General features: G+C 56.6%; 22 protein-coding genes and 2 tRNA genes. 16 read left to right on the top strand and 8 right to left on the bottom strand.

Annotated elements, in window-relative coordinates; all coding sequences use genetic code 11:
- Positions 1-7 precede the first annotated feature (7 nt).
- A complete protein-coding gene (locus ACKWJN_RS15610; protein ID WP_408598422.1) occupies positions 8-1,576 on the bottom strand; it encodes a benzoate-CoA ligase family protein in 1,569 nt (522 codons plus the stop codon).
- Positions 1,577-1,725: 149 nt separating this feature from the next.
- Here ACKWJN_RS15610 and ACKWJN_RS15605 point away from each other — a divergent pair, with 149 nt between their 5' ends.
- The 4 genes from ACKWJN_RS15605 to boxA all read left to right on the top strand — a co-directional run bounded on the left by ACKWJN_RS15605 (position 1,726) and on the right by boxA (position 7,198).
- Entirely contained in the window at positions 1,726-2,625 is a 900-nt protein-coding gene (locus ACKWJN_RS15605; protein WP_408598420.1) for a helix-turn-helix transcriptional regulator, read from the top strand.
- A 106-nt stretch (positions 2,626-2,731) separates the two neighbouring features.
- Positions 2,732-4,387 carry a 2,3-epoxybenzoyl-CoA dihydrolase gene (boxC, locus tag ACKWJN_RS15600; RefSeq protein ID WP_408598418.1) on the top strand — a complete coding sequence of 552 codons (1,656 nt, stop codon included), beginning with the start codon at positions 2,732-2,734 and terminating at the stop codon, positions 4,385-4,387.
- A 32-nt stretch (positions 4,388-4,419) separates the two neighbouring features.
- Entirely contained in the window at positions 4,420-5,847 is a 1,428-nt protein-coding gene (gene boxB / locus ACKWJN_RS15595; RefSeq protein WP_408598416.1) for a benzoyl-CoA 2,3-epoxidase subunit BoxB, read from the top strand.
- Positions 5,848-5,914: 67 nt separating this feature from the next.
- Complete coding sequence (boxA, locus tag ACKWJN_RS15590) at positions 5,915-7,198, top strand: benzoyl-CoA 2,3-epoxidase subunit BoxA (protein ID WP_408598414.1); 1,284 nt, start codon at positions 5,915-5,917, stop codon at positions 7,196-7,198.
- A 57-nt stretch (positions 7,199-7,255) separates the two neighbouring features.
- Here boxA and ACKWJN_RS15585 read toward each other — a convergent pair whose 3' ends face one another.
- Positions 7,256-7,360 carry a DUF4287 domain-containing protein gene (locus ACKWJN_RS15585; protein ID WP_408598412.1) on the bottom strand — a complete coding sequence of 35 codons (105 nt, stop codon included), beginning with the start codon at positions 7,358-7,360 and terminating at the stop codon, positions 7,256-7,258.
- A gap of 124 nt (positions 7,361-7,484) precedes the next feature.
- Positions 7,485-7,561, bottom strand: a tRNA-Ile gene (locus ACKWJN_RS15580).
- Between the two features lie 138 nt (positions 7,562-7,699).
- On the opposite strand from ACKWJN_RS15580, the gene ACKWJN_RS15575 reads away from it, so the two are divergent.
- Complete coding sequence (locus ACKWJN_RS15575) at positions 7,700-8,605, top strand: DMT family transporter (RefSeq protein ID WP_408598410.1); 906 nt, start codon at positions 7,700-7,702, stop codon at positions 8,603-8,605.
- On the opposite strand, the gene ACKWJN_RS15570 is transcribed toward ACKWJN_RS15575, so the two are convergent.
- Positions 8,602-9,444: a metal-dependent hydrolase gene (locus tag ACKWJN_RS15570; RefSeq protein WP_408598408.1), complete on the bottom strand. Its 843-nt coding sequence runs from the start codon at positions 9,442-9,444 to the stop codon at positions 8,602-8,604. The genes ACKWJN_RS15575 and ACKWJN_RS15570 overlap by 4 nt on opposite strands.
- A gap of 113 nt (positions 9,445-9,557) precedes the next feature.
- Positions 9,558-10,559, bottom strand: coding sequence for a heat-inducible transcriptional repressor HrcA (hrcA, locus tag ACKWJN_RS15565; RefSeq protein WP_408598406.1), 1,002 nt, complete (start codon positions 10,557-10,559; stop codon positions 9,558-9,560).
- A gap of 39 nt (positions 10,560-10,598) precedes the next feature.
- Here hrcA and ACKWJN_RS15560 point away from each other — a divergent pair, with 39 nt between their 5' ends.
- From ACKWJN_RS15560 to rapZ, 3 genes are read left to right on the top strand one after another with little or no spacing between them, the layout of a single operon-like run.
- Complete coding sequence (locus ACKWJN_RS15560; protein ID WP_408598404.1) at positions 10,599-11,495, top strand: NAD kinase; 897 nt, start codon at positions 10,599-10,601, stop codon at positions 11,493-11,495.
- On the top strand, positions 11,492-13,174 hold the full coding sequence (gene recN / locus ACKWJN_RS15555) for a DNA repair protein RecN (protein ID WP_408598402.1): 1,683 nt from the start codon (positions 11,492-11,494) through the stop codon (positions 13,172-13,174). The genes ACKWJN_RS15560 and recN overlap by 4 nt, the downstream gene beginning before the upstream one ends.
- Entirely contained in the window at positions 13,171-14,052 is an 882-nt protein-coding gene (gene rapZ, locus ACKWJN_RS15550) for an RNase adapter RapZ (RefSeq protein WP_408598400.1), read from the top strand. Before recN ends, rapZ begins: the two co-directional genes overlap by 4 nt.
- On the opposite strand, the gene mutY is transcribed toward rapZ, so the two are convergent.
- Together mutY and mutM are read right to left on the bottom strand one after the other, a co-directional pair.
- Positions 14,039-15,064 carry an A/G-specific adenine glycosylase gene (mutY, locus tag ACKWJN_RS15545; RefSeq protein WP_408598472.1) on the bottom strand — a complete coding sequence of 342 codons (1,026 nt, stop codon included), beginning with the start codon at positions 15,062-15,064 and terminating at the stop codon, positions 14,039-14,041. The genes rapZ and mutY overlap by 14 nt on opposite strands.
- A 19-nt stretch (positions 15,065-15,083) precedes the next feature.
- The gene (gene mutM / locus ACKWJN_RS15540) at positions 15,084-15,899 is read right to left on the bottom strand and encodes a bifunctional DNA-formamidopyrimidine glycosylase/DNA-(apurinic or apyrimidinic site) lyase (protein ID WP_408598398.1); all 816 of its coding nucleotides are present in this window, start codon (positions 15,897-15,899) and stop codon (positions 15,084-15,086) included.
- Positions 15,900-15,940: 41 nt separating this feature from the next.
- Between mutM and ACKWJN_RS15535 the strand changes: the two genes are divergently transcribed.
- The 8 genes from ACKWJN_RS15535 (at position 15,941) to ACKWJN_RS15500 (ending at position 22,068) form a co-directional block, all read left to right on the top strand.
- A complete protein-coding gene (locus ACKWJN_RS15535) occupies positions 15,941-17,584 on the top strand; it encodes a tetratricopeptide repeat protein (RefSeq protein ID WP_408598396.1) in 1,644 nt (547 codons plus the stop codon).
- 5 nt (positions 17,585-17,589) lie between these two features.
- Entirely contained in the window at positions 17,590-18,108 is a 519-nt protein-coding gene (locus ACKWJN_RS15530) for a lipoprotein insertase outer membrane protein LolB (RefSeq protein ID WP_408598394.1), read from the top strand.
- 13 nt (positions 18,109-18,121) lie between these two features.
- Positions 18,122-18,967: a 4-(cytidine 5'-diphospho)-2-C-methyl-D-erythritol kinase gene (gene ispE, locus ACKWJN_RS15525; RefSeq protein ID WP_408598392.1), complete on the top strand. Its 846-nt coding sequence runs from the start codon at positions 18,122-18,124 to the stop codon at positions 18,965-18,967.
- Between the two features lie 32 nt (positions 18,968-18,999).
- A tRNA-Gln gene (locus ACKWJN_RS15520) sits at positions 19,000-19,076 on the top strand.
- An 82-nt stretch (positions 19,077-19,158) separates the two neighbouring features.
- Entirely contained in the window at positions 19,159-20,133 is a 975-nt protein-coding gene (locus tag ACKWJN_RS15515; protein WP_408598390.1) for a ribose-phosphate pyrophosphokinase, read from the top strand.
- A gap of 103 nt (positions 20,134-20,236) precedes the next feature.
- Positions 20,237-20,848 (top strand): 50S ribosomal protein L25/general stress protein Ctc, encoded by a 612-nt coding sequence (locus ACKWJN_RS15510; RefSeq protein ID WP_408598388.1) that lies wholly within the window; start codon positions 20,237-20,239, stop codon positions 20,846-20,848.
- 76 nt (positions 20,849-20,924) lie between these two features.
- Positions 20,925-21,596, top strand: a complete 672-nt coding sequence (pth, locus tag ACKWJN_RS15505) for an aminoacyl-tRNA hydrolase (RefSeq protein ID WP_408598386.1) — start codon at positions 20,925-20,927, stop codon at positions 21,594-21,596.
- Positions 21,553-22,068, top strand: a complete 516-nt coding sequence (locus tag ACKWJN_RS15500; protein WP_408598474.1) for a hypothetical protein — start codon at positions 21,553-21,555, stop codon at positions 22,066-22,068. The genes pth and ACKWJN_RS15500 overlap by 44 nt, the downstream gene beginning before the upstream one ends.
- A gap of 6 nt (positions 22,069-22,074) precedes the next feature.
- Here the strand turns inward: ACKWJN_RS15500 and ACKWJN_RS15495 are convergent, their stop codons facing one another.
- Positions 22,075-22,377, bottom strand: coding sequence for a YfhL family 4Fe-4S dicluster ferredoxin (locus ACKWJN_RS15495; protein WP_408598384.1), 303 nt, complete (start codon positions 22,375-22,377; stop codon positions 22,075-22,077).
- Between the last annotated feature and the right edge of the window lie 4 nt (positions 22,378-22,381).

Raw genomic sequence — 22,381 nt, 5'->3', positions numbered from 1 at the left:
ACTTGAATCACTGAGCGCGAAGCTTGAAGCGCTGGATTTTTCCAGTTGCCGTTTTGGGCAGGTCAGGCACAAACTCGATGAACCGAGGGTACTTGTAAGGGGCCAAACGGTCTTTGACAAACGCTTTGAGTTCATCTTGCGTGGCCTCGTGACCTGGCTTGAGCACCACAAAGGCTTGGGTCTTGGTCAGGCCATCGACATCCTCCTTGCCCACCACAGCAGCTTCTAGCACGCTCGGATGCTGGACCAAAGTGGCCTCGACTTCAAAGGGCGAGACGTAAATTCCGCTGACCTTCAACATGTCGTCCGTGCGCCCACTGTAGGTGTAGCTGCCGTCCGCATTGCGCACGTACTTGTCCCCGCTCTTGGTCCAACCCCCTTGAAAAGTTTCTCGGGTTTTGACCCGGTTGCCCCAATACATCATGGCACTCGAAGGCCCATGGATGTACAAATCTCCTGGCTCGCCGTCTGGCACAGGCTGCCCGTCATCCCCTCTGAGCTCCAGGTCGTAGCCGGGCACGGGCCAGCCGGTGGTGCCATATTGGACTTTGTTGGGCAAGTTGGACAAATAGATGTGGAGCATTTCTGTCGAGCCAATGCCGTCTACGATGTCCACACCGCTGTAGGCTTTGAAACGCTGACCGATCTCTGCGGGCAACGCCTCCCCAGCGGAGGACACCAGGCGCAGCGCAATGTGCTCTTTCTTGGGCAATGCGGGGGAAGCCAGCATGCCCGCAAAACCCGTGGGTGCGCCAAAGAAAACCGTGGGTCGAACCCCGCCCACCTCTCCCACCCAGCGCTTGAATGTGGCATCTGGCGTGGGGCGCTCGGACATCAAAAGCGTGGTGGCGCCTACCCCCATGGGGAATGTCAAGCCGTTGCCGAGGCCGTAAGCGAAGAACAGCTTCGCAGCTGAAAAGCACACATCGCTTTCTTGCAATTGCAAAATCTTCTTGCCATACAACTCGACGGTCCAGTAAGGATTGGCGTGCGAATGCACGGTTCCTTTGGGACGCCCGGTCGAGCCCGAGGAATACAACCAAAAGCCCACATCATCGGCCTGCGTGGCGGCCGCTTTGTCAGCGGGCGTGGCTGCGTTCAAAAAAGTCTCAAATTCAATCTCAGCCGCCTGCAAAGGCGCCACTGGCCGAGACACCACCACCCGTCCCACCTCATGCTCCGCACGGTTCATGGCCGCCGTCAGTGTGGGCAACAAGGCGCCAGAGACCAACACGGCTTGGGCTCTTGAATGCGCCAACATGTAGGCATAGTCATCCGCAGTCAGCAAGGTGTTCACGCAAACTGGCACCAGACCTGCATAGAGGGCGCCCAAAAAGCTCACAGGCCAATCGTTGCCATCCAACATGAGCAGCAACACGCGCTCTTCGCGCCGCAAACCCAATTGCAGCAAGCCCGCCGCCATGCGTTTGACGCGATCGTCTAACTCGCCGTAGCTGAGCGTGCCATGGTCATCAATGAACGCCGCCTTGCCAGGGCGGGTCGTGTTCAAGGCCAGCAGGTGTTGGGCAAAATTAAATCGGTCACCAGGCGCTGGAACCGTCTCGAATGTTGTCATGGAGTCTCCATCGGTCAGACATTGTTTTTGAAATTGGACGCTCTTACCGCTTGATCAAGCCAAAGACTTGCAGTATTGTGCTTAAATCGACTTTATGCCCACAGAAATCGTGCGTCAAGCACTATATTGCATATAACGGGAAATCCCTAATGTCAGCCGCAGACACTCCATTGATCAGCCCGCCCCCCAAAGACCCCTTTCTGGAATCGCTGGGGGAGCGCATTCGCCACCTCAGAGGACGACGCGGAATGACGCGCAAAGCGACGGCCCAAGCCGCCAGCGTGTCCGAGCGTCATTTGGCCAACCTTGAATACGGGACAGGCAATGCCTCTATCTTGGTCCTGCTGCAAGTCTCCAAGGCCTTGCAATGCTCGCTGGCGGAGATATTGGGGGATATCAGCACATCCTCTCCAGAATGGTTGATGATTCGCGAACTCTTGGATGGGCGAGACGAGGCGACCCTCTTTCGGGTGCGCAGCGCCATTGGAGAGCTCATTGGAACGACCACACCTCACAACCAACACGGCCAACGCATCGCGTTGATTGGTTTGCGGGGCGCTGGCAAGTCAACCCTGGGCAAGATGCTGGCACAAGAGCTCAATTTTGCATTTGTCGAATTGAGCGCCGAAATCGAAAAGTTTGCGGGCTGCACGGTGGCTGAGATTCAAGCTTTGTATGGTCAAAACGCCTACCGCCGCTACGAACGACGTGCTCTGGAAGAAGCCATTCAAATCTACCCAGAAGCCATCATCGCCACCCCAGGCGGACTGGTCTCAGACCCTTCGAGCTTCAACGAACTCCTCACCCACTGCACCACCATTTGGCTCAAAGCCAGCCCAGAAGACCACATGCGGCGCGTGATCGACCAAGGCGACAACCGCCCCATGGCAGCCAGCAAAGAAGCCATGGAAGATCTCAAATCCATCCTCGCTGCGCGACAAGCTTTTTATTCCAAAGCGAACTTCACGCTGGATACCAGCCAACAAGCCTTGAACGAAACCTTTTTGATTCTGTTGGAGATGGCCAGCAATGCTTTGCGGAGGACCTGAACGCCCGCCACGCAAAATAATGCTTGACACCAGAAAATAATGCACTATCATGCACATCACACGGTATGAACTTTAATGCGTGATGCACAAACCTTTGGAGACACAGATGACATCCCCTCGCGTCGATTACCAAACCAATCCCTCTCAGTACAAGCACTGGAAACTGAGTTTTGATGGCGCCATTGCCACCTTGGCGGCCGACTTTGATGAAAACGCAGGCCTGCGTCCTGGCTACAAACTCAAACTCAACAGCTATGACTTGGGCGTTGACATTGAACTCAACGACGCCATTCAACGCATCCGCTTTGAGCACCCCGAAGTTCGCACCGTGGTCATGACAAGCCTGAAAGACAAGGTGTTTTGCTCAGGCGCCAACATCTTCATGCTGGGCGTTTCCAGCCATGCATGGAAAGTCAACTTCTGCAAATTCACCAACGAAACACGCAATGGTTTAGAAGACTCGTCCACGCACAGCGGCCTCAAGTTCTTGGCGGCGGTCAACGGAGCCTGTGCGGGTGGCGGCTACGAGCTGGCCTTGGCGTGCGACGAAATCATCTTGATCGATGACCGCTCCAGCGCCGTCAGCCTGCCCGAAGTGCCGCTGTTGGGTGTGTTGCCAGGCACGGGTGGTTTGACCCGCGTGACAGACAAACGCCATGTGCGGCATGATTTGGCTGATATTTTCTGCACCACCACCGAAGGCGTTCGCGGACAAAAAGCCAAAGACTGGCGTTTGGTCGATGACATTGCCAAACCTGCCGTCTTTGCAGAAAAAGTCAAAGCCCGTGCGTTGGAACTGGCCGCACAAAGTGACCGTCCGACCCAAGGCAAAGGCGTGGTCTTCAACCCACTTCAGCGCGTGATCGAAACCGATCGCTTGACCTATACCCATGTCAGCGTCGACATTGACCGCAGCAAGCGCACAGCGACCTTCACCGTCAAGGCCCCCAGCGCTGGATCACCTCAGGACATCGCCAGCATTGAAGCAGCAGGAGAGCATTGGTACCCCTTGGCCATGGCGCGGGACCTGGAAGATGCCATTTTGTCCATGCGCACCAATGAGTTGGACATTGGCACTTGGCTGATCAAAACCACGGGCAATGCTTCAGCCGTGCTGGAGATGGATGCCAGCTTGTTGGCACACAAAGACCACTGGTTGGTTCGTGAGACTTTGGGGCTGATGCGTCGCACCTTCAGCCGTATCGACGTGTCATCGCGGAGTTTGTTTGCCCTGATCGAAGAAGGCTCATGCTTTGTCGGCACGTTCTTAGAGTTGGCCTTGGCATGCGACCGCATTTACATGTTGGCGCTGCCAGACGCCCCCGAGCTGGCCCCCAAGCTGTCGGTCAACGAACTCAACTTTGGGTTTTATCCCATGGTCACCGAACAAAGCCGTTTGCAGCGGCGTTTTTACGATGAGCAACCCGCACTCGACCAAGTGCGAGCTCAGGTTGGTCACCCCTTGGATGCCCAACACGCCTTTGAACTCGGCCTGGTCACCAGCGCACCGGACGACATCGACTGGGCCGATGAAGTTCGCATCGCCATCGAAGAACGCGTGTCCATGTCTCCCGATGCCTTGACAGGCATGGAAGCCAACCTGCGCTTCAATGGTCCTGAAAACATGTTCACCCGCGTGTTTGGTCGCTTGACGGCATGGCAAAACTGGATTTTCCAGCGCCCCAATGCCGTTGGCGAAAAAGGCGCTTTGAAGGTCTACGGCAAAGGCGAAAAAGTCGCCTTTGACTGGAACCGCGTTTAACCCCCCTCACCCCCACAACCCAGGAGATTCACATGTCTAGCATCAATTACAGCGACAAAATCCCAAACAACGTCAACCTCTCCGAAGACCGCACCTTGCAACGTGCGCTAGAGCAGTGGCAACCCAACTACCTGCAATGGTGGAATGACATGGGTCCCGACGGCTCGCAAAATTTCGACGTCTATCTGCGTACAGCGGTGAGCGTGGACCCACAGGGATGGGCACAATTTGGTCACGTCAAAATGCCCGACTACCGCTGGGGCATCTTTTTGAATCCAGCCGAGCAAGATCGCAAAATTCACTTTGGCGATCACATGGGCGAAAACGCTTGGCAAGACATTCCTGGCGAATACCGTGCCAACTTGCGTCGCATCATCGTGACACAAGGCGACACCGAACCCGCCTCGGTCGAGCAGCAACGCCACCTGGGCCTGACCGCCCCCAGCCAATACGATTTGCGTAACCTCTTTCAAGTCAACGTGGAAGAAGGTCGCCATCTGTGGGCGATGGTTTATTTGTTGCACAAGTACTTTGGCCGGGATGGTCGCGAAGAAGGCGAAGCCCTGCTGGAGCGCAACAGCGGCAACCAAGACAACCCGCGCATCTTGCAAGCCTTCAACGAACAAACACCCGACTGGCTGAGCTTTTTCATGTTCACCTATTTCACAGACCGTGACGGCAAGTTTCAGTTGTGCGCCTTGGCCGAATCTGCATTCGATCCGCTGGCACGCACCACCAAGTTCATGCTGACCGAGGAAGCGCACCATATGTTTGTGGGCGAGTCAGGTGTGTCACGCGTGATTCAACGCACCTGCCAAATGATGAACGAACTCAAAACCGATGACGCAGCCAAATTGCGTGCCGCAGGCGTGATCGATTTGCCCACCTTGCAGCGCTATTTGAACTTCCACTTCAGCGTGACGATTGACTTGTTTGGCGCGGACGAATCAAGCAATGCCGCCACCTTCTACTCCACAGGCTTGAAGGGCCGCTACGAAGAAGGCAAACGCACGGACGACCACATCCTCAAGAGCCAAACCTACCGCGTGCTGCACATCGTCAATGGCCAGTTGGTAGAAAAAGAAGTGCCCATGCTCAACGCACTCAATGAAGTGCTGCGCGATGACTACATCAAAGACAGTTTGGCCGGCGTTGAACGCTGGAACAAAGTCATCGAAAAGTCCGGCATTCCCTTCCGCCTGAAAGCCCCGCACAAGGCCTTCAACCGCAACATTGGCTCGTTGGCTGGCGTGAAGGTTTCCCCAGAAGGTCGCGTGGTGAGCGCGGCCGAGTGGCAAGCCAAAGTCGACGAATGGCTGCCCACTGGCAACGACCGCGCGTTTGTGGCCAGCCTGATGGGGCGCGTCGTGGAACCCGGTAAATTTGCCAACTGGATCGCGCCTCCTGCCATGGGCGTGAACCGCCAACCTGTTGATTTTGACTACGTGCGCTTCGCTTAAGCTAGCGTACCAGCCCACAAGTAGCCTCTTCGGAGGCTACTTTAATTTCTGCCAGAGGAGATAACCCATGCCAACAGCACCACAGAGTGTCATCAACCAGCATTTGATCGATCCAGAGATTTGCATTCGATGCAACACCTGTGAGGCCATCTGCCCGGTCGGAGCCATCACACACGACAGCATGAACTATGTCGTGAAGGCCGATGTGTGCAACCTTTGCATGGCCTGCGTCCCCCCCTGCCCCACGGGCTCGATTGACAATTGGCGCACCGTGCCGATCAGCAAAGCGTATTCCATCGAAGCGCAATTGGGCTGGGACAGTTTGCCGCCCCCCTTGACAGACGCTGAGCTCCAAGCCGATGGCATCGAGGCGGTGCCCGAGATCAGCCCTTCGGCTGCAACCGTGAGCTCCACATCCTCCGCGGCCACCACAGCCAGCCAAGAGCCCACCCAACTCTCCAGCCACTGGGGCGCCACGATTCCTCCTTGGTCAGCGGCTCATCCTTACATCAATTTGTATGGTCCGAAATCTGCCGCCACGGCCACAGTCGTTGGCAACGTGCAGGTCAACGATGCAGGGACGCAAAACGAAACCCACCATGTGGTGCTGGACTTGGGACACATGCCGTTTCCTGTGTTGGAGGGCCAATCGATTGGCATCATCCCACCCGGCCTGGATGCCAAAGGTAAACCCCACCATGCGCGTCAGTACTCCATTGCCAGCCCACGCAACGGCGAGCGCCCCGGCTACAACAACTTGTCGTTGACCGTCAAGCGCGTGACCCAAGACCACGAAGACAAGCCTGTCCTGGGTCTGTGCTCTAACTACATTTGCGACCTCAAGCCTGGTGACAAGGTCGACGTGATTGGCCCCTTTGGTTCCTCGTTCTTGATGCCCAACCATCCCAAATCCAACATCGTGATGATTTGCACCGGAACTGGCAGCGCGCCCATGCGTGCGATGACCGAGTGGCGCCGACGTTTGCGCCAAAGCGGCAAATTTGAGGGTGGAAAGTTGATGCTCTTTTTTGGCGCGCGCTCTCCAGAAGAACTGCCCTACTTTGGTCCTTTGCAAAAGCTACCCAAAGACTTCATCGACATTGAATTTGCGTTCTCTCGCGCACCCAACCAGCCCAAACGCTACGTACAAGACCTCATGCGCGAACGCAGTCAAGATTTGCTTGAAATGCTCAAAGACGGCAACACCTATTTCTATGTCTGTGGATTGAAAAGCATGGAGGAAGGTGTTGTTCAAGCTTTGCGCGACATCTCACAAGGTGCCAACCTGTCATGGGACACCCTTGGCGCAAGCCTGAAACAAGAAGGTCGCTTGCACTTGGAAACCTATTGAGATGCAACAGGTCAAGCTTGGGCTCAAGCCACTCTGAGCAAATCAGGGATTCACCTGTCACTTCGACAGGTTGGCAAAGCAATACGCAACGATTGCGTTGGCATGACCATGACCGAGGCCGTACTCGCTTTTTAGCCAATGAACGACCTCCATGTGCGTCATGCCTTTTTCGTGGTCCTTTTGCACAGCTCTGCCAACAGCCCATGGTCGACGCTTAAAAAATCTGCTATGAGTTTATGGCCAGCACATGAAAAAACCCCTGCTATTGCTAACAGGGGTTCATGGTTGGTGGGCCCACCTGGACTTGAACCAGGGACCAAAGGATTATGAGTCCTCTGCTCTAACCAACTGAGCTATAGGCCCGAGGTTTTGATTGTACTTTGCTGGTTTCTCAGCATCAAAAAATTGAAGCGTGCGCCAAGCTGTCCATGTGTCACCTCAAATCCAAGGGTCGCCGCGTATCATCGCCCGATGAAATTTTCGCCCCGCTCTGTGGGTCTCATGGCAGCTATCACGACGGTGCTGATTTGGACCTCATTCATCGTGATCGCCAGAGCATCTGCTTCACACAACTTGTTGCCTTTGGACATTGGCTTTCTTCGCATCCTCGGCGCCAGCTCAGTGCTCTTGCCGTGGGGCTGGTGGCTCATGCGTGAACCCAGAAAGACGGGGACAGCCAAGGGTTCATTTTTCGGTTTGTCCCCCCTGCCCTGGCGCATGACAGCTGCGGCAGGTTTATTTGGCGGACTGCTCTACGCGGTTCTGGCTTATTCGGGTTTCTTTTACGCCCCTGCCCTGCACGCTTCGGTGCTGCTGCCAGGCAGCTTGCCACTGTGGACAGCTTTGCTGGCCATGTGGTTGCTGAAAGACCCCATCTCGCAAAACCGAGGCATCGGCTTGGTCTGCATCTTGTTGGGAGATGTGCTGGTGGGAGGCGCCAGTCTGCTCAAAGCCTTTGACGGCACCGAGGTGTGGAAAGGCGACGTGCTGTTCATGTGTGCCGCCGTCTGCTGGGGCATGTACAGCGTGTTGGTGCGCCGAGATTCCCTGAATGCCATTCGAGCCACGATGGCGATCACAGCTTTTGCATGCGTCACTTTTGTTCCGACTTATGGGGCTGCAGCTTGGATGGGTTGGGTTCCAAGCCATTTGGCCACGGCCCCCCTGAAAGAACTTTGGTTCCAGGCCTTGTTTCAGGGCGTGGGGTCGGTGGCGATTTCGGGCATCACATTCAACATGATGATTCGCCACTATGGGGCGGTGCGTTCCACCATGATCACCGCCCTCGTGCCAGGCTTGTCGGCCTTGGGCGCGGTGGCGGTACTGGATGAGCCTATGCACCTGAACGTGCTCGCAGGTCTCGCACTGGTGACCTGCGGCATATTGTTCGGGGTGCGAAAGACTTAAAACTCCAGGGTTTGACCTTCTGTCATGGGCACGACCTTGATGGGGCTGCCCTTCATGGCGTCTTGAAACTCGGCCAAGGTGCCTTTGGTCAAAGGATTGGAGTTGTAGTGCATGGGCATGACCATCTTGGGTTGAATCCAAGTGCGGGCTGCAAAGGCTGCATCTTCGGGATCCATGGTGAAGTTACCGCCAATGGGCATGAGCACGAGATCGGGTTTGTAGCGCTCGCTGATGAATTTCATGTCGCCAAACAAACCTGTATCGCCCATGTGCCAAATCTTGAAACCGTTTTCGAGCTCAATGATGTAGCCCACCGCTTCGCCCGCAGGATGCGATTCGTTTTTACCGGTCGCAGGATTGTTCCAAACGATCAAGGATGAATGTTCAGCCGCCACTGCAGTGACCTTGATCCCTGGCAACGGCTTGACGCTGCCAGTTTTGTTGAAACGGTGACCCAAATTGGCAGGAAGCACGCCCAAGGTGATGAGAGGGGTCACCATGTCTGCGGGGCCGTACAACACCGTGTTGTTGAGTTTGGCCAATTCAGGCGCGTCCCCCAAGTGATCCACGTGCGCATGGGTCACCAGCAGCAAATCGATTTTTCCGAGTGCTGAAAAATCGTTCTTGATGTTGGCTGGGGTTTTAGGCCCACCTTTGAGCCAAGGGTCAATCACAATGATTTTTCCACCGGGTGACTTGATGCGAAAACCTGCCTGGCCCAGCCACAGCATTTCGGTTTTTCCAGCAGGGGCAGTCTGTGCTTGCGCGCTAGCGCCTAAAAAAGCGACAGCAGTCAGCGCTGCAGCGCAGTTCAACTTGAGCCAACGGGTCAGTGTCATGAAGAATTCCTTCCAAGTGCGGATTAAAACAAGCGAATCTTTGAACAAATTCAAAATTATTGAAAGAGGGTTTCCCGCAAAGGTGCGCCCCATCAGTAGCCACTGTGACAGCCTTATTTATGGCTGAGGGCGTTGCTGACCAACTTAGACGTGATGTCGACAATTTGAATCATGCGGTCATAGGCCATGCGGGTGGGGCCAATGACGCCTAAGGTGCCCACCACTTGTCCATCAACCTCATAAGGCGCACTGACCACAGAGAGCTCCTCCATAGGAACAATTTGGCTCTCGCCACCAATGTAAATGCGCACACCTTCTGCTTGGGCTGAAATGTCGAGCAAGCGCACCAACTGGGCTTTTTGCTCAAACAGGTCAAAGGCCCGCCGCAAATTACCCATGTCACTGGAAAAGTCACTGACCGCCAACAGGTTACGTTCACCACTGATCACCACATCGTCTTGCACCTGCGTCAAGGCTTCGGTACTGACTTGAACGGCTGCTTGCATGAGGCTTGCGATTTCGCCCCGCAGCGACTCCACCTCGGCCAACAGCTTTTCACGCACTTGCTCAATGGCCATGCCTGAGAAATGCTGATTGAGGTAATTGGAGGCCTCAATCAACTGCGATTGAGAGTAGTCGGTTTCTGTGAACAAAACCCGGTTTTGTACATCGCCCTCGGGGGAGACGATGATGACCAAGAAGCGCTTCTCAGACAACCGTAAAAACTCAATGTGGCGAAATACCGAACTGCGTCTGGGGGCAATCACCACACCCACAAAATGCGACAAGTCAGACAGCAAATGCGCTGCGTTGGCAATCACCTTCTGGGGTTGGTCAGCCGCCAGTTGAGGGGTCAGCAGTTGCCCGCGCTCGCTGGTGAGCATGGTGTCAACAAACAAGCGGTAGCCGCGTGCGGTGGGGATTCGGCCCGCAGAGGTGTGCGGGCTCACGATCAAACCCAAGGACTCCAAGTCAGACATCACATTGCGAATGGTCGCTGGCGACAGTTCAATCCCTGTTGCGCGAGAAAGCGTGCGCGATCCAACGGGTTGTCCGTCCGCGATGTAGCGCTCTACCAGCGCTTTGAGTAATAACTTGGCGCGATCGTCTAGCATGGTCATGTGTTCGTCGAATTTTAGTGATGTAATTTAGCCATGAAATCGAAGTTTCGCCACATCGCTCTGCTCGGAAAATACCAGCTGCCCACTGCGGGCGGGGCCAAACCGTCGACTCGGCTGACTTTAGAGACCATTGCTCAGTTTCTTCATGCACAGCATTGCGAAGTCATATTGGAGCACGACACGGCAGCCAACACCGGATTGAGCGGCTACCCGGTGATGGATGTCCCTGGCATTGGCAAGAACTGTGATTTGGCGCTGGTGGTCGGAGGAGACGGCACCATGCTGGGATACAGCCGGCAACTGGCCCAGTACCAAGTGCCGCTGATTGGCATCAACCAAGGTCGACTGGGTTTCATCACCGACATCCCGCTCAATGCTTTTGCCGACACACTCAAAGACATGCTGCGGGGCGAGTACGAGCAAGACAAACGAGCCATGATGCACGCCAAAGTTTGGCGCGATGGCCATTGTGTGTTCGATGCCTTGGCCCTCAACGACGTGGTGGTCAACCGGGGGGCCACTTCGGGCATGGTGGAAATGCGGGTTGAAGTTGACGGTCACTTTGTGGCCAACCAGCGCGCGGACGGTTTGATCATTGCCACGCCCACCGGATCAACCGCCTACGCCTTGTCTGCCGGGGGGCCCCTGTTGCACCCCTCGCTGCCCGCGTGGGTGATGGTGCCCATTGCGCCTCACACGCTCTCGAACCGGCCCATCGTGCTGTCTGACCCTGGAGAGATCGTGATCGACTTGGTGGCTGGACGCGACGCCAGTGCCAACTTTGACATGCAATCCTTGGCGTCGTTGTTGATTGGGGACCGCATCACCGTGCGCCGCTCAGAACACAGCGCCTGCTTCTTGCATCCCAAAGGTTGGAGCTACTTTGACACGCTGCGCAAAAAACTCCATTGGAACGAGGGTGTCGCATGAGCTTGCAGCACATGGTGTTGCGCGACTTTGTGATCGTGCGCGAACTAGACCTCCATTTGTCCAAAGGCTTCACTGCCTTGACAGGTGAAACCGGGGCTGGCAAATCCATTTTGATCGATGCCCTGCAATTGGTGTTGGGCGCGCGGGCCGAAGCCAGCGTGGTGCGTGAAGGTGCCACGCGGGCAGAGATTTGTGCCGAGTTCGACCTCAGCCCTGACCTCCATCACTGGCTGCATGAAGAAGGTTTTGACAGCGCACAAGAGCTGCCCGAGAGCCTGTTGCTCAAAAGAACCATCGATGTCCACGGCAAAAGCCGCGCCTGGGTCAACGGCAGCCCGGCCACCGCCACCCAACTGCGTGCTTTGGGCGATCGGGTGCTGGATATTCACGGACAACATGCGTGGCAAAGCCTCACTCGGCCTGAGGCCGTGCGGGGTTTGCTTGACGCCTATGCGGGTGTGAACTTGACGCAACTCGGCAGTCGGTGGGGCACCTGGCGTCAAGCCATGCAGGCCTTGCAAGACGCTCGCAAGGCACAAGACACGCTGCAAGAAGAACGTGACCGTCTGCTGTGGCAAATGGCTGAGGTCGACAAACTCTCGCCGACCCCTGAGGCTTGGGATGAACTCAACACCCAACACACACGCTTGTCCAACGCCCAAGCGTTGATGGACGCGGCACATGCGGCGATGGCAGCGTTGCAAGACGAAGACAACGGCGCCCTGCGACAACTCGCACGCGCCCAAGATGCGCTGCAAGACCAAGCGCAGGTTGAAGCTGAATTTGCCAACTGGGTCGATGTGTTGGCTTCTAGCTTGGCTCAAGCTGCCGATGTGGCGCACTCGCTGCACGGCTACTTGGGGCACACCGAATTAGACCCTCAAGGGTTACAGGCCCTCGACGAACGCATGGCATTGTGGATGTCACTGTCCCGGCGCTTCAAACGCACGCCTCAAGAGCTGCCCGCGCTTTATCAAGAGTGGCGTACGCGACTGTCTCAGTTGGATGCCGCCACCGACCTTGGCGCACTGGAATCTGCGCAATCGCAAGCCGAGACGGCCTACCAAACCGAAGCGCGCCAGGTCTCTCTTGCCCGAGCCAAAGCTGCGCCCAAGTTGTCCAAAGCCATCACGCAAGCCATGCAGGGCTTGGGCATGCAAGGTGGGCGCTTTGAAGTGGCCTTGGAAAAAGCTGAGCAGCCCACGTCCAGTGGTCTAGAAAATGTCCAGTTTTTGGTGGCAGGTCACCCAGGCACCACCCCTCGTCCTGTGGGCAAGGTGGCGTCAGGGGGTGAGCTATCTCGGATCGCCTTGGCCATTGCGGTCACCACCAGCCAATTGGGAAGCGCACAAACTTTGATCTTTGACGAGGTGGACTCGGGGGTGGGTGGCGCAGTGGCCGAAACCGTGGGGCGCTTGATGCAACAACTCGGGCGTGATCGTCAAGTGATGGCCGTCACCCACTTGCCCCAGGTGGCCGCCTGCGCGGATCACCATCTGGTGGTCTCCAAACGCAGCGATGCCCAAGGCACCGCCAGCGAAGTCACTCCACTGCAAGACGCAGCGCGGGTGCGCGAGATTGCCCGCATGCTGGGTGGGGAAAAAGTCTCTGACACCACGCTGGCTCATGCCCGTGAGATGCTGCAACGCCCCGAGGCTCAACAGGCGCCAGCGCCATGAAGCAAGAAATCATTCTGATCACCGGCATGTCTGGCTCCGGCAAGTCTGTGGCCCTTCATGCCCTAGAAGACGCGGGCTATTACTGCGTAGACAACCTACCGCCCGAGTTGCTGCTGCCTTTTGTGAAACTCGAACAGCAGCAACGCGCCAACAAAGTCGCCATTGCCATGGATGTGCGCAGCGCCAGTTCTTTGCCATTGGTCATGCCCCAGTTGGCACATTTGCGCGCTCTAGACGTCAACATTCGCCCCCTCTTTCTGGATGCCAGCACCGAGGTGTTGGTCCATCGCTTTTCAGAAAGTCGTCGTCGCCATCCGCTCTCAAGGCAGGAGGCGACTGACATGGCGCTCGACCAGCAGCGTGACTTGATTGAAGCCATTGAACTTGAGCGCCAATTGCTGGCCGATTTGCGGGAAACGTCTCACATCATCGACACCAGTCTGTTGCGCAGCTCTAAGTTGCTGGCTTACATCAAGTCGCTCATCTCGGCACCTGCCACTCAACTGACCTTGATGTTTGAATCGTTTGCCTTCAAGCGTGGCATTCCACTTCATGCCGACTATGTGTTTGATGTGCGCATGCTGCCCAACCCGCACTACGAGTCTGATTTACGTCCACTCACGGGACGCGATGCGCCAGTGGCCGAGTGGCTGGCACAGCATCCCAGTGTTGACAAAATGGCTGCCCATATCGCCGAGTTCTTGACCACTTGGTTACCAGACTTGAACCAAGACCACCGCAGCTATGTCACCGTGGCTATCGGCTGCACAGGCGGGCAACATCGCTCGGTCTATTTGGTAGAGCGCTTGAGTGCGCTGTTCTCGCCCGATTGGGTCACCCTCAAACGCCACCGCGAACTCGACCTCATGGGGTCGTGAGCAACTTGCGCACTGGGGCGGGCAACCCCAACGTGGGCCAGACATCGCCCGCCAACCATTGGCCTAGGCCCATTTTGGACGTCGTGGTCAAAGTCAATCGCACCGGATGCAGGTGCAAATCTTTGTGGGTCAGCACATGTTTGAAGACGCCCTCCTCCTGCAAAGCCCCACGCCAACGCGCTGGCACTGCTTGATGCAACTGATCCAAACTGCCAAACATCGGCAAGGCGAACAAGCCGGCCCAAATTCCCGACGAGGGTCGCTGCTCTAACAACACCTCCCCCTGAGGGGTGTGCGCCAGCAAAACCCACCATGATTCAGCGCTGCGCTTGAGCTTGCGTGTCTTGACCGGATAATTTTGAGGCGCACCTTCGGCCGCAGCCACACATTGGATTTGCAACGGGCATTGCGCGCAACGTGGCTGCTTGGGCGTGCACAAGGTGGCACCCAAGTCCATCACACCCTGGGTGTAACGCGGCATGGCCTGGGCCACCTGGCGCTGAGGCAGCATGTCTTGAGCCAATCCCCACAAGGTCCGTTCATGGCGTGTGGAGGCCAAGTCTTCTTTGAAACCCAAGAAGCGCGTCAACACCCGTTTGACGTTGCCATCCAAAATGGCAATGGGTTCGCCAAAGCACAAGGACGCCACGGCCGCCGCAGTCGAGCGACCAATGCCTGGCAGGGTTTGCAAGGTTTCAGCACTGCGAGGAAACACACCGCCGTGCAATGCCACCACCGCTTGCGCGGCTTTGTGCATATTGCGCGCGCGGCTGTAATAGCCCAAACCGCTCCACAAACCCAGCACATCATCCAACTCAGCCGCGGCCAAATCGGCCACGGTTGGAAACCGTTGCATGAAGCGCATGAAATACGAGCGCACCGTGCTGACTTGGGTTTGCTGCAACATGATTTCTGACAACCAGACCGCGTAGGGGTCTTGGGTGTTTTGCCACGGAAGGTCATGGCGGCCGTGCGCTAGTTGCCAAGCCACCACGGCATCGGCGAAAGTCATCTGGGGTTTGGGCATCAGATCAAGCTTTCTGGCAAGTCGGGCAGTAATAAGTGGATCGCTGACCTTGGCGCAACCAACGAATCAAGGCGCCACACACACGGCAGGGCTGCCCAGCGCGGTCGTACACGTTGGCTTCAAGCTGAAAGTAACCCTGCTGTCCATCGGCACTGGAAAAGTCACGCAAGGTGCTGCCACCTTGTTGGACTGCGCGGGCCAGCACATCCACGATGGCGGTGCGTAATTTTTCCGCGCGTGGACGGCTCACGCGATCCGCCCGCAGCGTGGGTCGAATGCCAGCAAGAAACAAGGCTTCAGACGCATAGATATTGCCCACGCCCACCACCACATCGCCAGACAACAACACTTGCTTGATGGCAGAGCGTCTATGCTTTAAGCCGTGGTGGAAGGCCTTCAGATCAAAGTCGCGACCCAAAGGCTCTACCCCTAAATGCCCCAAAAGCTTGAGGGCTTGCGGGCTGGTTTCGCTTGCCGCGTAAACCACTGCGCCAAAGCGTCGCGGGTCATTCAAGCGCAACAAGCCTTGGTCGGTGTCCAAATCAAAGTGGTCGTGGGCTGTTGGCGCACTGCGCTCGTCCCCAAACCGCAAACTGCCGGACATGCCCAAGTGCCACAGCAACAGGCCTTGGTCCAAATCCACGAGCAAATATTTGCCACGACGCCTCACGCCAAGCACTCGCCGTCCGATCAACAACTGGGGTTCATAACCCAACGGCCAGCGCAAGGCTTTGCCGACACGCACGCCGGTGACGCGCGCCTGCGCGATGCGGTCGGCAAAACTCAAACGGGTAACTTCAACCTCGGGCAATTCGGGCATGGTGCAAGCGATAAAAAGCAGTCAGCGATTATGATGCCGCTATGAAACTCCCCTTCTTAATCGGCCTGCACAAAGCATGCGGCTGGGTCTTGCTTGTGAGCATGGCCGGGTGCTGGCCAGTCTTAGGTCATGCTCAAACACAAGAAACCACTGAGCAGGTTGCAAACTCGGCGCTCACGGGCGAGTTGCTGTATGAGATCTTGTTGGGCGAACTCAATCTGAGGCAAGGTGAACCAGGTGCAGGGTTTTCATTGCTCTTGGACGCGGCAAGACGCTCCAACGACATCGCGTTGTTCAACCGAGCCGTGGATATTGCGCTGCAAGCGCGATCTGGCGATGGGGCGCTGATGGCAGCACGTGCTTGGTCGCAGGCCTACCCCCAAGACCGCAAAGCCAATCTTCAGGTGTTGCAAATTTTGTTGGCGCTCAACCAAACCACGGAAAGTTTGGAGCCTCTGAAAAAAGAAATCGCCCTGGCACCTTTGCCTGAGCGCTCAGTGGCCATCAGTCTGATCCCTCGCTATTACAACCGTGTCTCCGATAAAAAATCAGCGCTGGACGTGGTGCAAAAGGCCTTGACGCCCTATTTGCAAGCCAGCGCCACAGCTGCGGCAGCTTGGACCGCTTTGGGTCGCATGCGAGGTTTCACCGATGATTTGGCTGGCACCCTGGAAGCGGCTCAAAAGGGGCGGTCGGCAGATCCCTCGGCCATAGGCCCCGCCTTATTGGCCGTGGAGTTGATGACAAGAAAAGTAAATGGCGCAGAAGCCCTCGTCGTTCAAGCCGTGCGTCAACAAGGCTCGCCAGAACTCTCCATGAGCTACGCGCAGGCCTTGATCGAGTTAGGTCGTTTGCCAGACGCCAACACCCAACTGCAAGACACCACCACACGTTTTCCGCTGCATGCGCCTGCTTGGTTGGTTTTGGGCTCTTTGCAGTTTGAACAAGGACAGGATGCTCTTTCAGAAGTGTCCTTGAAACGCTACGTCGACCTCGCGAACCAAGACACAAGCCAAGACGCTTCTCGCAGCATCCTGCAAGCCCAAACTCGACGGGCTGCCCTGTTGGCGCGTCAGGGCAAACTCAAAGAAGCGCGAGAACTCATCGCGCAACTGCCGGCAAAGGACGAACAAGAGCAGCGCGGACGCTTGATGGCCGAGGTGCAACTGCTGCGCGAGCAGCGCCAATGGCAGGCAGCCTTTGATGTGCTGGCCAGCGCGCGATCGGATGAACCTGACCTCGTGTACGAGCAAGCCATGCTGGCTGAAAAGCTCAACCGTTTGGACGAGATGGAGCATTTGCTGCGTCAAGTCATCGCCAAAGACCCGGCCTATCACAACGCCTACAACGCCTTGGGTTTCTCACTGGCCGATCGCAACCTGCGGTTGCCAGAGGCCAAAGCTCTGATTCTCAAAGCTTTGACGTTCGTGCCTGATGACCCCTTCATCACCGACAGCTTGGGATGGGTGGAGTTCAGACTGGGCGATTTACCCAGCGCACTCACGCACTTGCAAAAAGCCTACGCCAATCGCGCCGATGCTGAAATTGCAGCCCATCTTGGCGAAGTGCTTTGGCAACTCAACCGCCGCGAGGACGCGCGCAAAATTTGGCGCGAGGGCATGCGCACCGCGCCTGACAACGAGACCTTGCAAGAAACACTGCAGCGCCTCAAACCAGAGCTTTGACCGCGATGCGCTCACGCACTCAGCGCAGTTTCTTAATCCTTGCGGCATCAGCCGTATGTTTGTTTTTGCTGGCCTGCGCAGGTCCTCAAAGCTTGCCCCCACGTGATCCGCTCGTTCCCATTCACTTGGCCGAGCCTGAATGGCAAGGCCGGCTCAGCGTGGTGGTCTACAACACCCCCAGCCAAGCCATGGGGGCTAATTTTTTATTGCGAGGCAGCGCTGCCAATGGCGCTCTAGACCTTTATTCTCCATTGGGCACCACCTTGGCTGCCGTGCGTTGGTCGCCAGGCTCGGTAGTGTGGCTGCAAGGCAGCAGCGAGCAAAGGTTCGACACTTTGGCGGCCTTGACTCGGCACGCGACGGGCGCCGCTTTGCCTGTGACCACCCTGTTTGATTGGCTCCAAGGCTTGCCAACGTCCACCCCGGGATGGCAAGCCGATTTGTCGGCCTTGCACAATGGCTTGCTGATCGCCAAACGCACATCACCACTTCCCGAAGTGGTGCTGCGCCTCAAACTCGACTGACTGCCGTTGCCCCATGCCGACCTTGAACCATGTTTTAGCGCCCGCCAAACTGAACCTGTTCTTGCACATCACAGGACAGCGTCCTGATGGCTATCACCTGCTGCAATCGGCCTTCATGCTCATCGACTGGTGTGACACCCTGCACTTTGAGCGCTTGGACCGTCCGAGCATTGAGCGTGAAGATCTGACCATTGCATTGCCAGCGGATGACTTGATCACGCGCGCTGCGCGAAGCTTGCAAGCCGCCAGTCACACCCCGTTTGGCGCTCACATTGCCATTGAAAAATCCATTCCGTCACAAGCTGGAATGGGGGGTGGGTCCTCTGACGCTGCCAGCACCTTGCTGGCCTTGAACCGCCTGTGGGACTTGAACTGGCCACTCTCTAAGTTATTGCCGCTGGGGCTTGCACTGGGTGCCGATGTCCCCTTTTTCTTACACGGACACAATGCCTGGGTGGAGGGCATTGGCGAGCAAATTACACCGATTGAATTACCTTCAAGCCAATTTGTGGTGATCAAGCCCGATGCGGGTTTGGAAACCGCAAGAATTTTTCGTGACCCACACTTGGAAAGGGCCACGCAAGCTGCTACAATGACAGGCTTCGCTGCTCACCCTTTTGACTTCGGTCGAAACGACTTGCAGCCAGTGGCCCAAGCGCTGTGCCCAGAAATAAGCCAAGTTCTTCAATGGATGGCCTCTTTTGGATTAAGCCCGCGCATGACCGGATCTGGCAGTGCAGTTTTTGCGCAGTTGCCCGATGGTGTGGTGCTCGACGAGCCACCCACCTCATGGCAAATGCGGGTGTGCAGCAACATGGCAGTTCATCCATTGGCTGGATGGGTTGTCAGCGACAATTAACGGTTGAAAGCTGCAAAGTTGTCGACCTGTGTAGGGGAGTCGCCAAGTTGGTTAAGGCACCGGATTTTGATTCCGGCATGCGAAGGTTCGAGTCCTTCTTCCCCTGCCAAAATTTTCAAGCACCCAAGTGCTTGGTTTGCATGTGACGGCAGATTGGCGTCATTGGTCCAGAAGCGAAAGTCACCGTCATCATGTCGACCCCTACTCCTGACTTCATGGTTTTCACTGGCAATGCCAATCCAACGATGGCTGCCGAAATTGCCAAGCACCTTGGCATCGAGTTGGGTGCAGCCAACGTCGGACGCTTCTCTGACGGTGAAGTCACCGTAGAAATCAACCAAAACGTTCGGGCCCGCGACGTCTTCGTGGTGCAAAGCACATGCGCTCCCACCAACGAAAGTTTGATGGAATTGCTCATCATGGTGGACGCCTTGAAGCGCGCCTCGGCAGAGCGCATCAGCGCCGTCATTCCCTACTTCGGCTACGCCCGTCAAGACCGTCGCCCACGCTCCAGTCGTGTGCCGATTTCCGCCAAGATGGTGGCTGACTTGCTGCAAACCGTGGGCGTGGCCAGCGTTTTGACCATGGACTTGCATGCTGACCAAATTCAAGGCTTCTTCAACATCCCGGTCGACAACATCTATGCCTCCCCTGTGCTCTTGGGTGACTTGCGCCTCAAAAATTACGACGATCTGATCGTCGTTTCGCCTGATGTGGGTGGCGTGGTACGTGCCCGCGCATTGGCAAAGCAGTTGGGCTGCGACTTGGCCATCATCGACAAGCGTCGTCCCAAAGCCAACGTGTCCGAGGTGATGAACGTGATTGGTGACATCGAGGGCCGCAACTGCGTCATCATGGACGACATGATCGACACCGCAGGCACCTTGGTCAAAGCCGCCGAGGTTCTGAAAGAGCGCGGCGCAAAAAAGGTCTACGCCTACTGCACACACCCTATTTTTTCTGGGCCTGCCATCGAACGCATTGCCAAAGGCAATGCCTTGGACGAAGTGGTGGTCACCAATACCATCCCGCTCAGCGAAGCTGGGCGTGCCTGCAAAAAAATTCGCCAACTCTCGGTGGCACCGCTGATCGCAGAAACGATCCAGCGCATTGCCAAAGGTGAGTCGGTCATGAGTTTGTTCTCGGACCAAGACCAGCTGTTCTGAACAGCGGGGTTGCAAGTCGCTGAACATTGTCCTGGGCTGCTCGTCAGCCCTTTTTGAAACTGGAGCCACACTGGTCGCGGTGGGCTCTTACTGGAGTGAAACTATGAAATTCGTCGCTTTTGAGCGCAGCAAGCAGGGAACGGGTGCGAGCCGCCGTCTGCGTATCACCGGTCGTACACCTGGCATCGTCTACGGTGGCACGGTTGAACCTTTGTTGATCGAGTTGGACCACAACGCTTTGTGGCACGCTCTCAAGAAAGAAGCCTTCCACGCTTCTGTCTTGCAAATGGAACTCAACGGCAAAGACACTGAGGTGCTGTTGCGCGATGTGCAATACCACCCGTTCAAGCAACTCGTGTTGCACATCGATTTCCAACGCATCGATGCCAACACCAAAATGAACAAGAAAGTGCCTTTGCACTACAGCGGTGAAGAGAACTCGCCCGCCGCCAAGGTGGACCAGTGCTTGATCAACCACGTCGCCACCGAACTCGAAGTCTCTTGCTTGCCCAAAGACTTGCCTGAGTTCATCGCTGTTGACCTTAGCCATTTGACCAAGGGTCATTCCTTGCACCTCAACGACATCAAACTGCCTGCTGGCGTGACTGCCGTGACCAAAGGCAAAGTCAACCCCGTGTTGGTCGCAGTTGTGGCCACCAAGGCTGACGAACCAACCCCCGCTCAAGCGGCGGCGGCAGCGGCTGGCAAGAAGTAATCTTCTGAGCCTCTCTGCGAACGGCCCACTTCGGTGGGCCGTTTTCGTTGGAATGCACACCGGATAATCAGCCCTCATGATCAAGCTCTTAGTTGGCCTTGGAAACCCAGGCACCGAATACGAAGCAACTCGCCATAACGCAGGTTTTTGGTGGATTGACACGGTCGCACGCGATCTCAAAGTGCACTTGCAACCCGACCGCGCTTACCACGGCCTGGTCGCACGCACCAGCTTGCATGGGCACCACATTTGGCTGCTTGAACCCCAAACATTCATGAACGTGTCGGGCAAGTCGGTGGCGGCACTGGCTCGATTTTTCAAAATTCAGCCCGATGAAATTTTGGTCGCACACGACGAGTTGGACATTCAACCTGGCGAAGCCAAACTCAAACTCGGCGGCAGCCATGCTGGGCACAATGGTCTGCGCGATATCCATGCGCAGCTCGGCACAGACCAGTACTGGCGACTGCGCATCGGCATCGGTCATCCGGGCGTGAAGTCTGAGGTTGCCAACTGGGTGCTGAAAAAGCCAGCCCCCGACCAACGCAGTGCCATTGAAGACTGCGTGACACGCACCTCCTTGGCTTTGCCGCATTTGCTCTCGGGTGACATGGTCAAAGCCACGCAAATGGTCCACACCGCCAAGCCGCCCCGGCCCAAACCTCCAAGGCCGGCCACGCTGGCTAAGTCAGAGGAGTCAGGGCATGTCACAGCGTCACCCCAGCCGTCACTCAAGGGCTCAGAGTAACCACACAAGCACCCTTGGTGGCCTGGTTGCGCTGCTGCTGTGGCTCACCCCGTTTGGGGCAAGGGCTCAAACGGTGTACCGATGTGGCGACCAATACAGCCCCACAGCATCGTGCCAAAACAGCACAACCCCCACGGTGCAAGACACACGCAATGCGGAGCAAACCAAAGCGCAAGAACGTTTGACACTGCAGACTCAGCGCGATGCGCAAGCCTTAGAGAAAAATCGACTCCAATCCGAACGCCGAGCATCTGTGCATTCGCCAACTGTCACGCCCGCTTGGCCACAAGACCGGGCCGTCACGCAATCTTCAGGCGCAGCCCCAGACACTTTGGCAGCACCGCATCACGCACGCAGCCAGAAGGCCAACCCTTACTTCACCGCAAAAGATGGCAGCGCCCAATCAAGCAGCCGTGAGGCAAAGCAAGCCACCAAGAAAAAAACCAGCTCAGACACGGCACAAAAACCGTGAGGCAATTCAGGCTTTGGGCGCCCCCTCTGGCAGAGACAGGATGGGCGCAGCAGACGGTGAAACGGCTGTCATCAACACACGAAACTTGGCCATCAGTGCATCGCGTCCTTCCACCCGCTGCGGGTTGACAGGGATACAGGCCACGGGGCACACCTGAACGCACTGAGGCTCGTCAAAGTGCCCTACGCATTCGGTGCATTTGTCGGGGTTGATTTCATAAATCTCGGGCCCTAAAAAAATGGCTTCATTAGGGCACTCAGGCTCACACACATCACAGTTGATGCATTCGTCGGTGATCATCAAGGCCATGGCA

The sequence above is a fragment of the Limnohabitans sp. genome, assembly GCF_046052825.1.
GTDB lineage: Bacteria > Pseudomonadota > Gammaproteobacteria > Burkholderiales > Burkholderiaceae_C > Limnohabitans.
The sequence above is the reverse complement of the archived record's forward strand: the minus strand, read 5'-3'. Positions and strand labels throughout refer to the sequence as shown.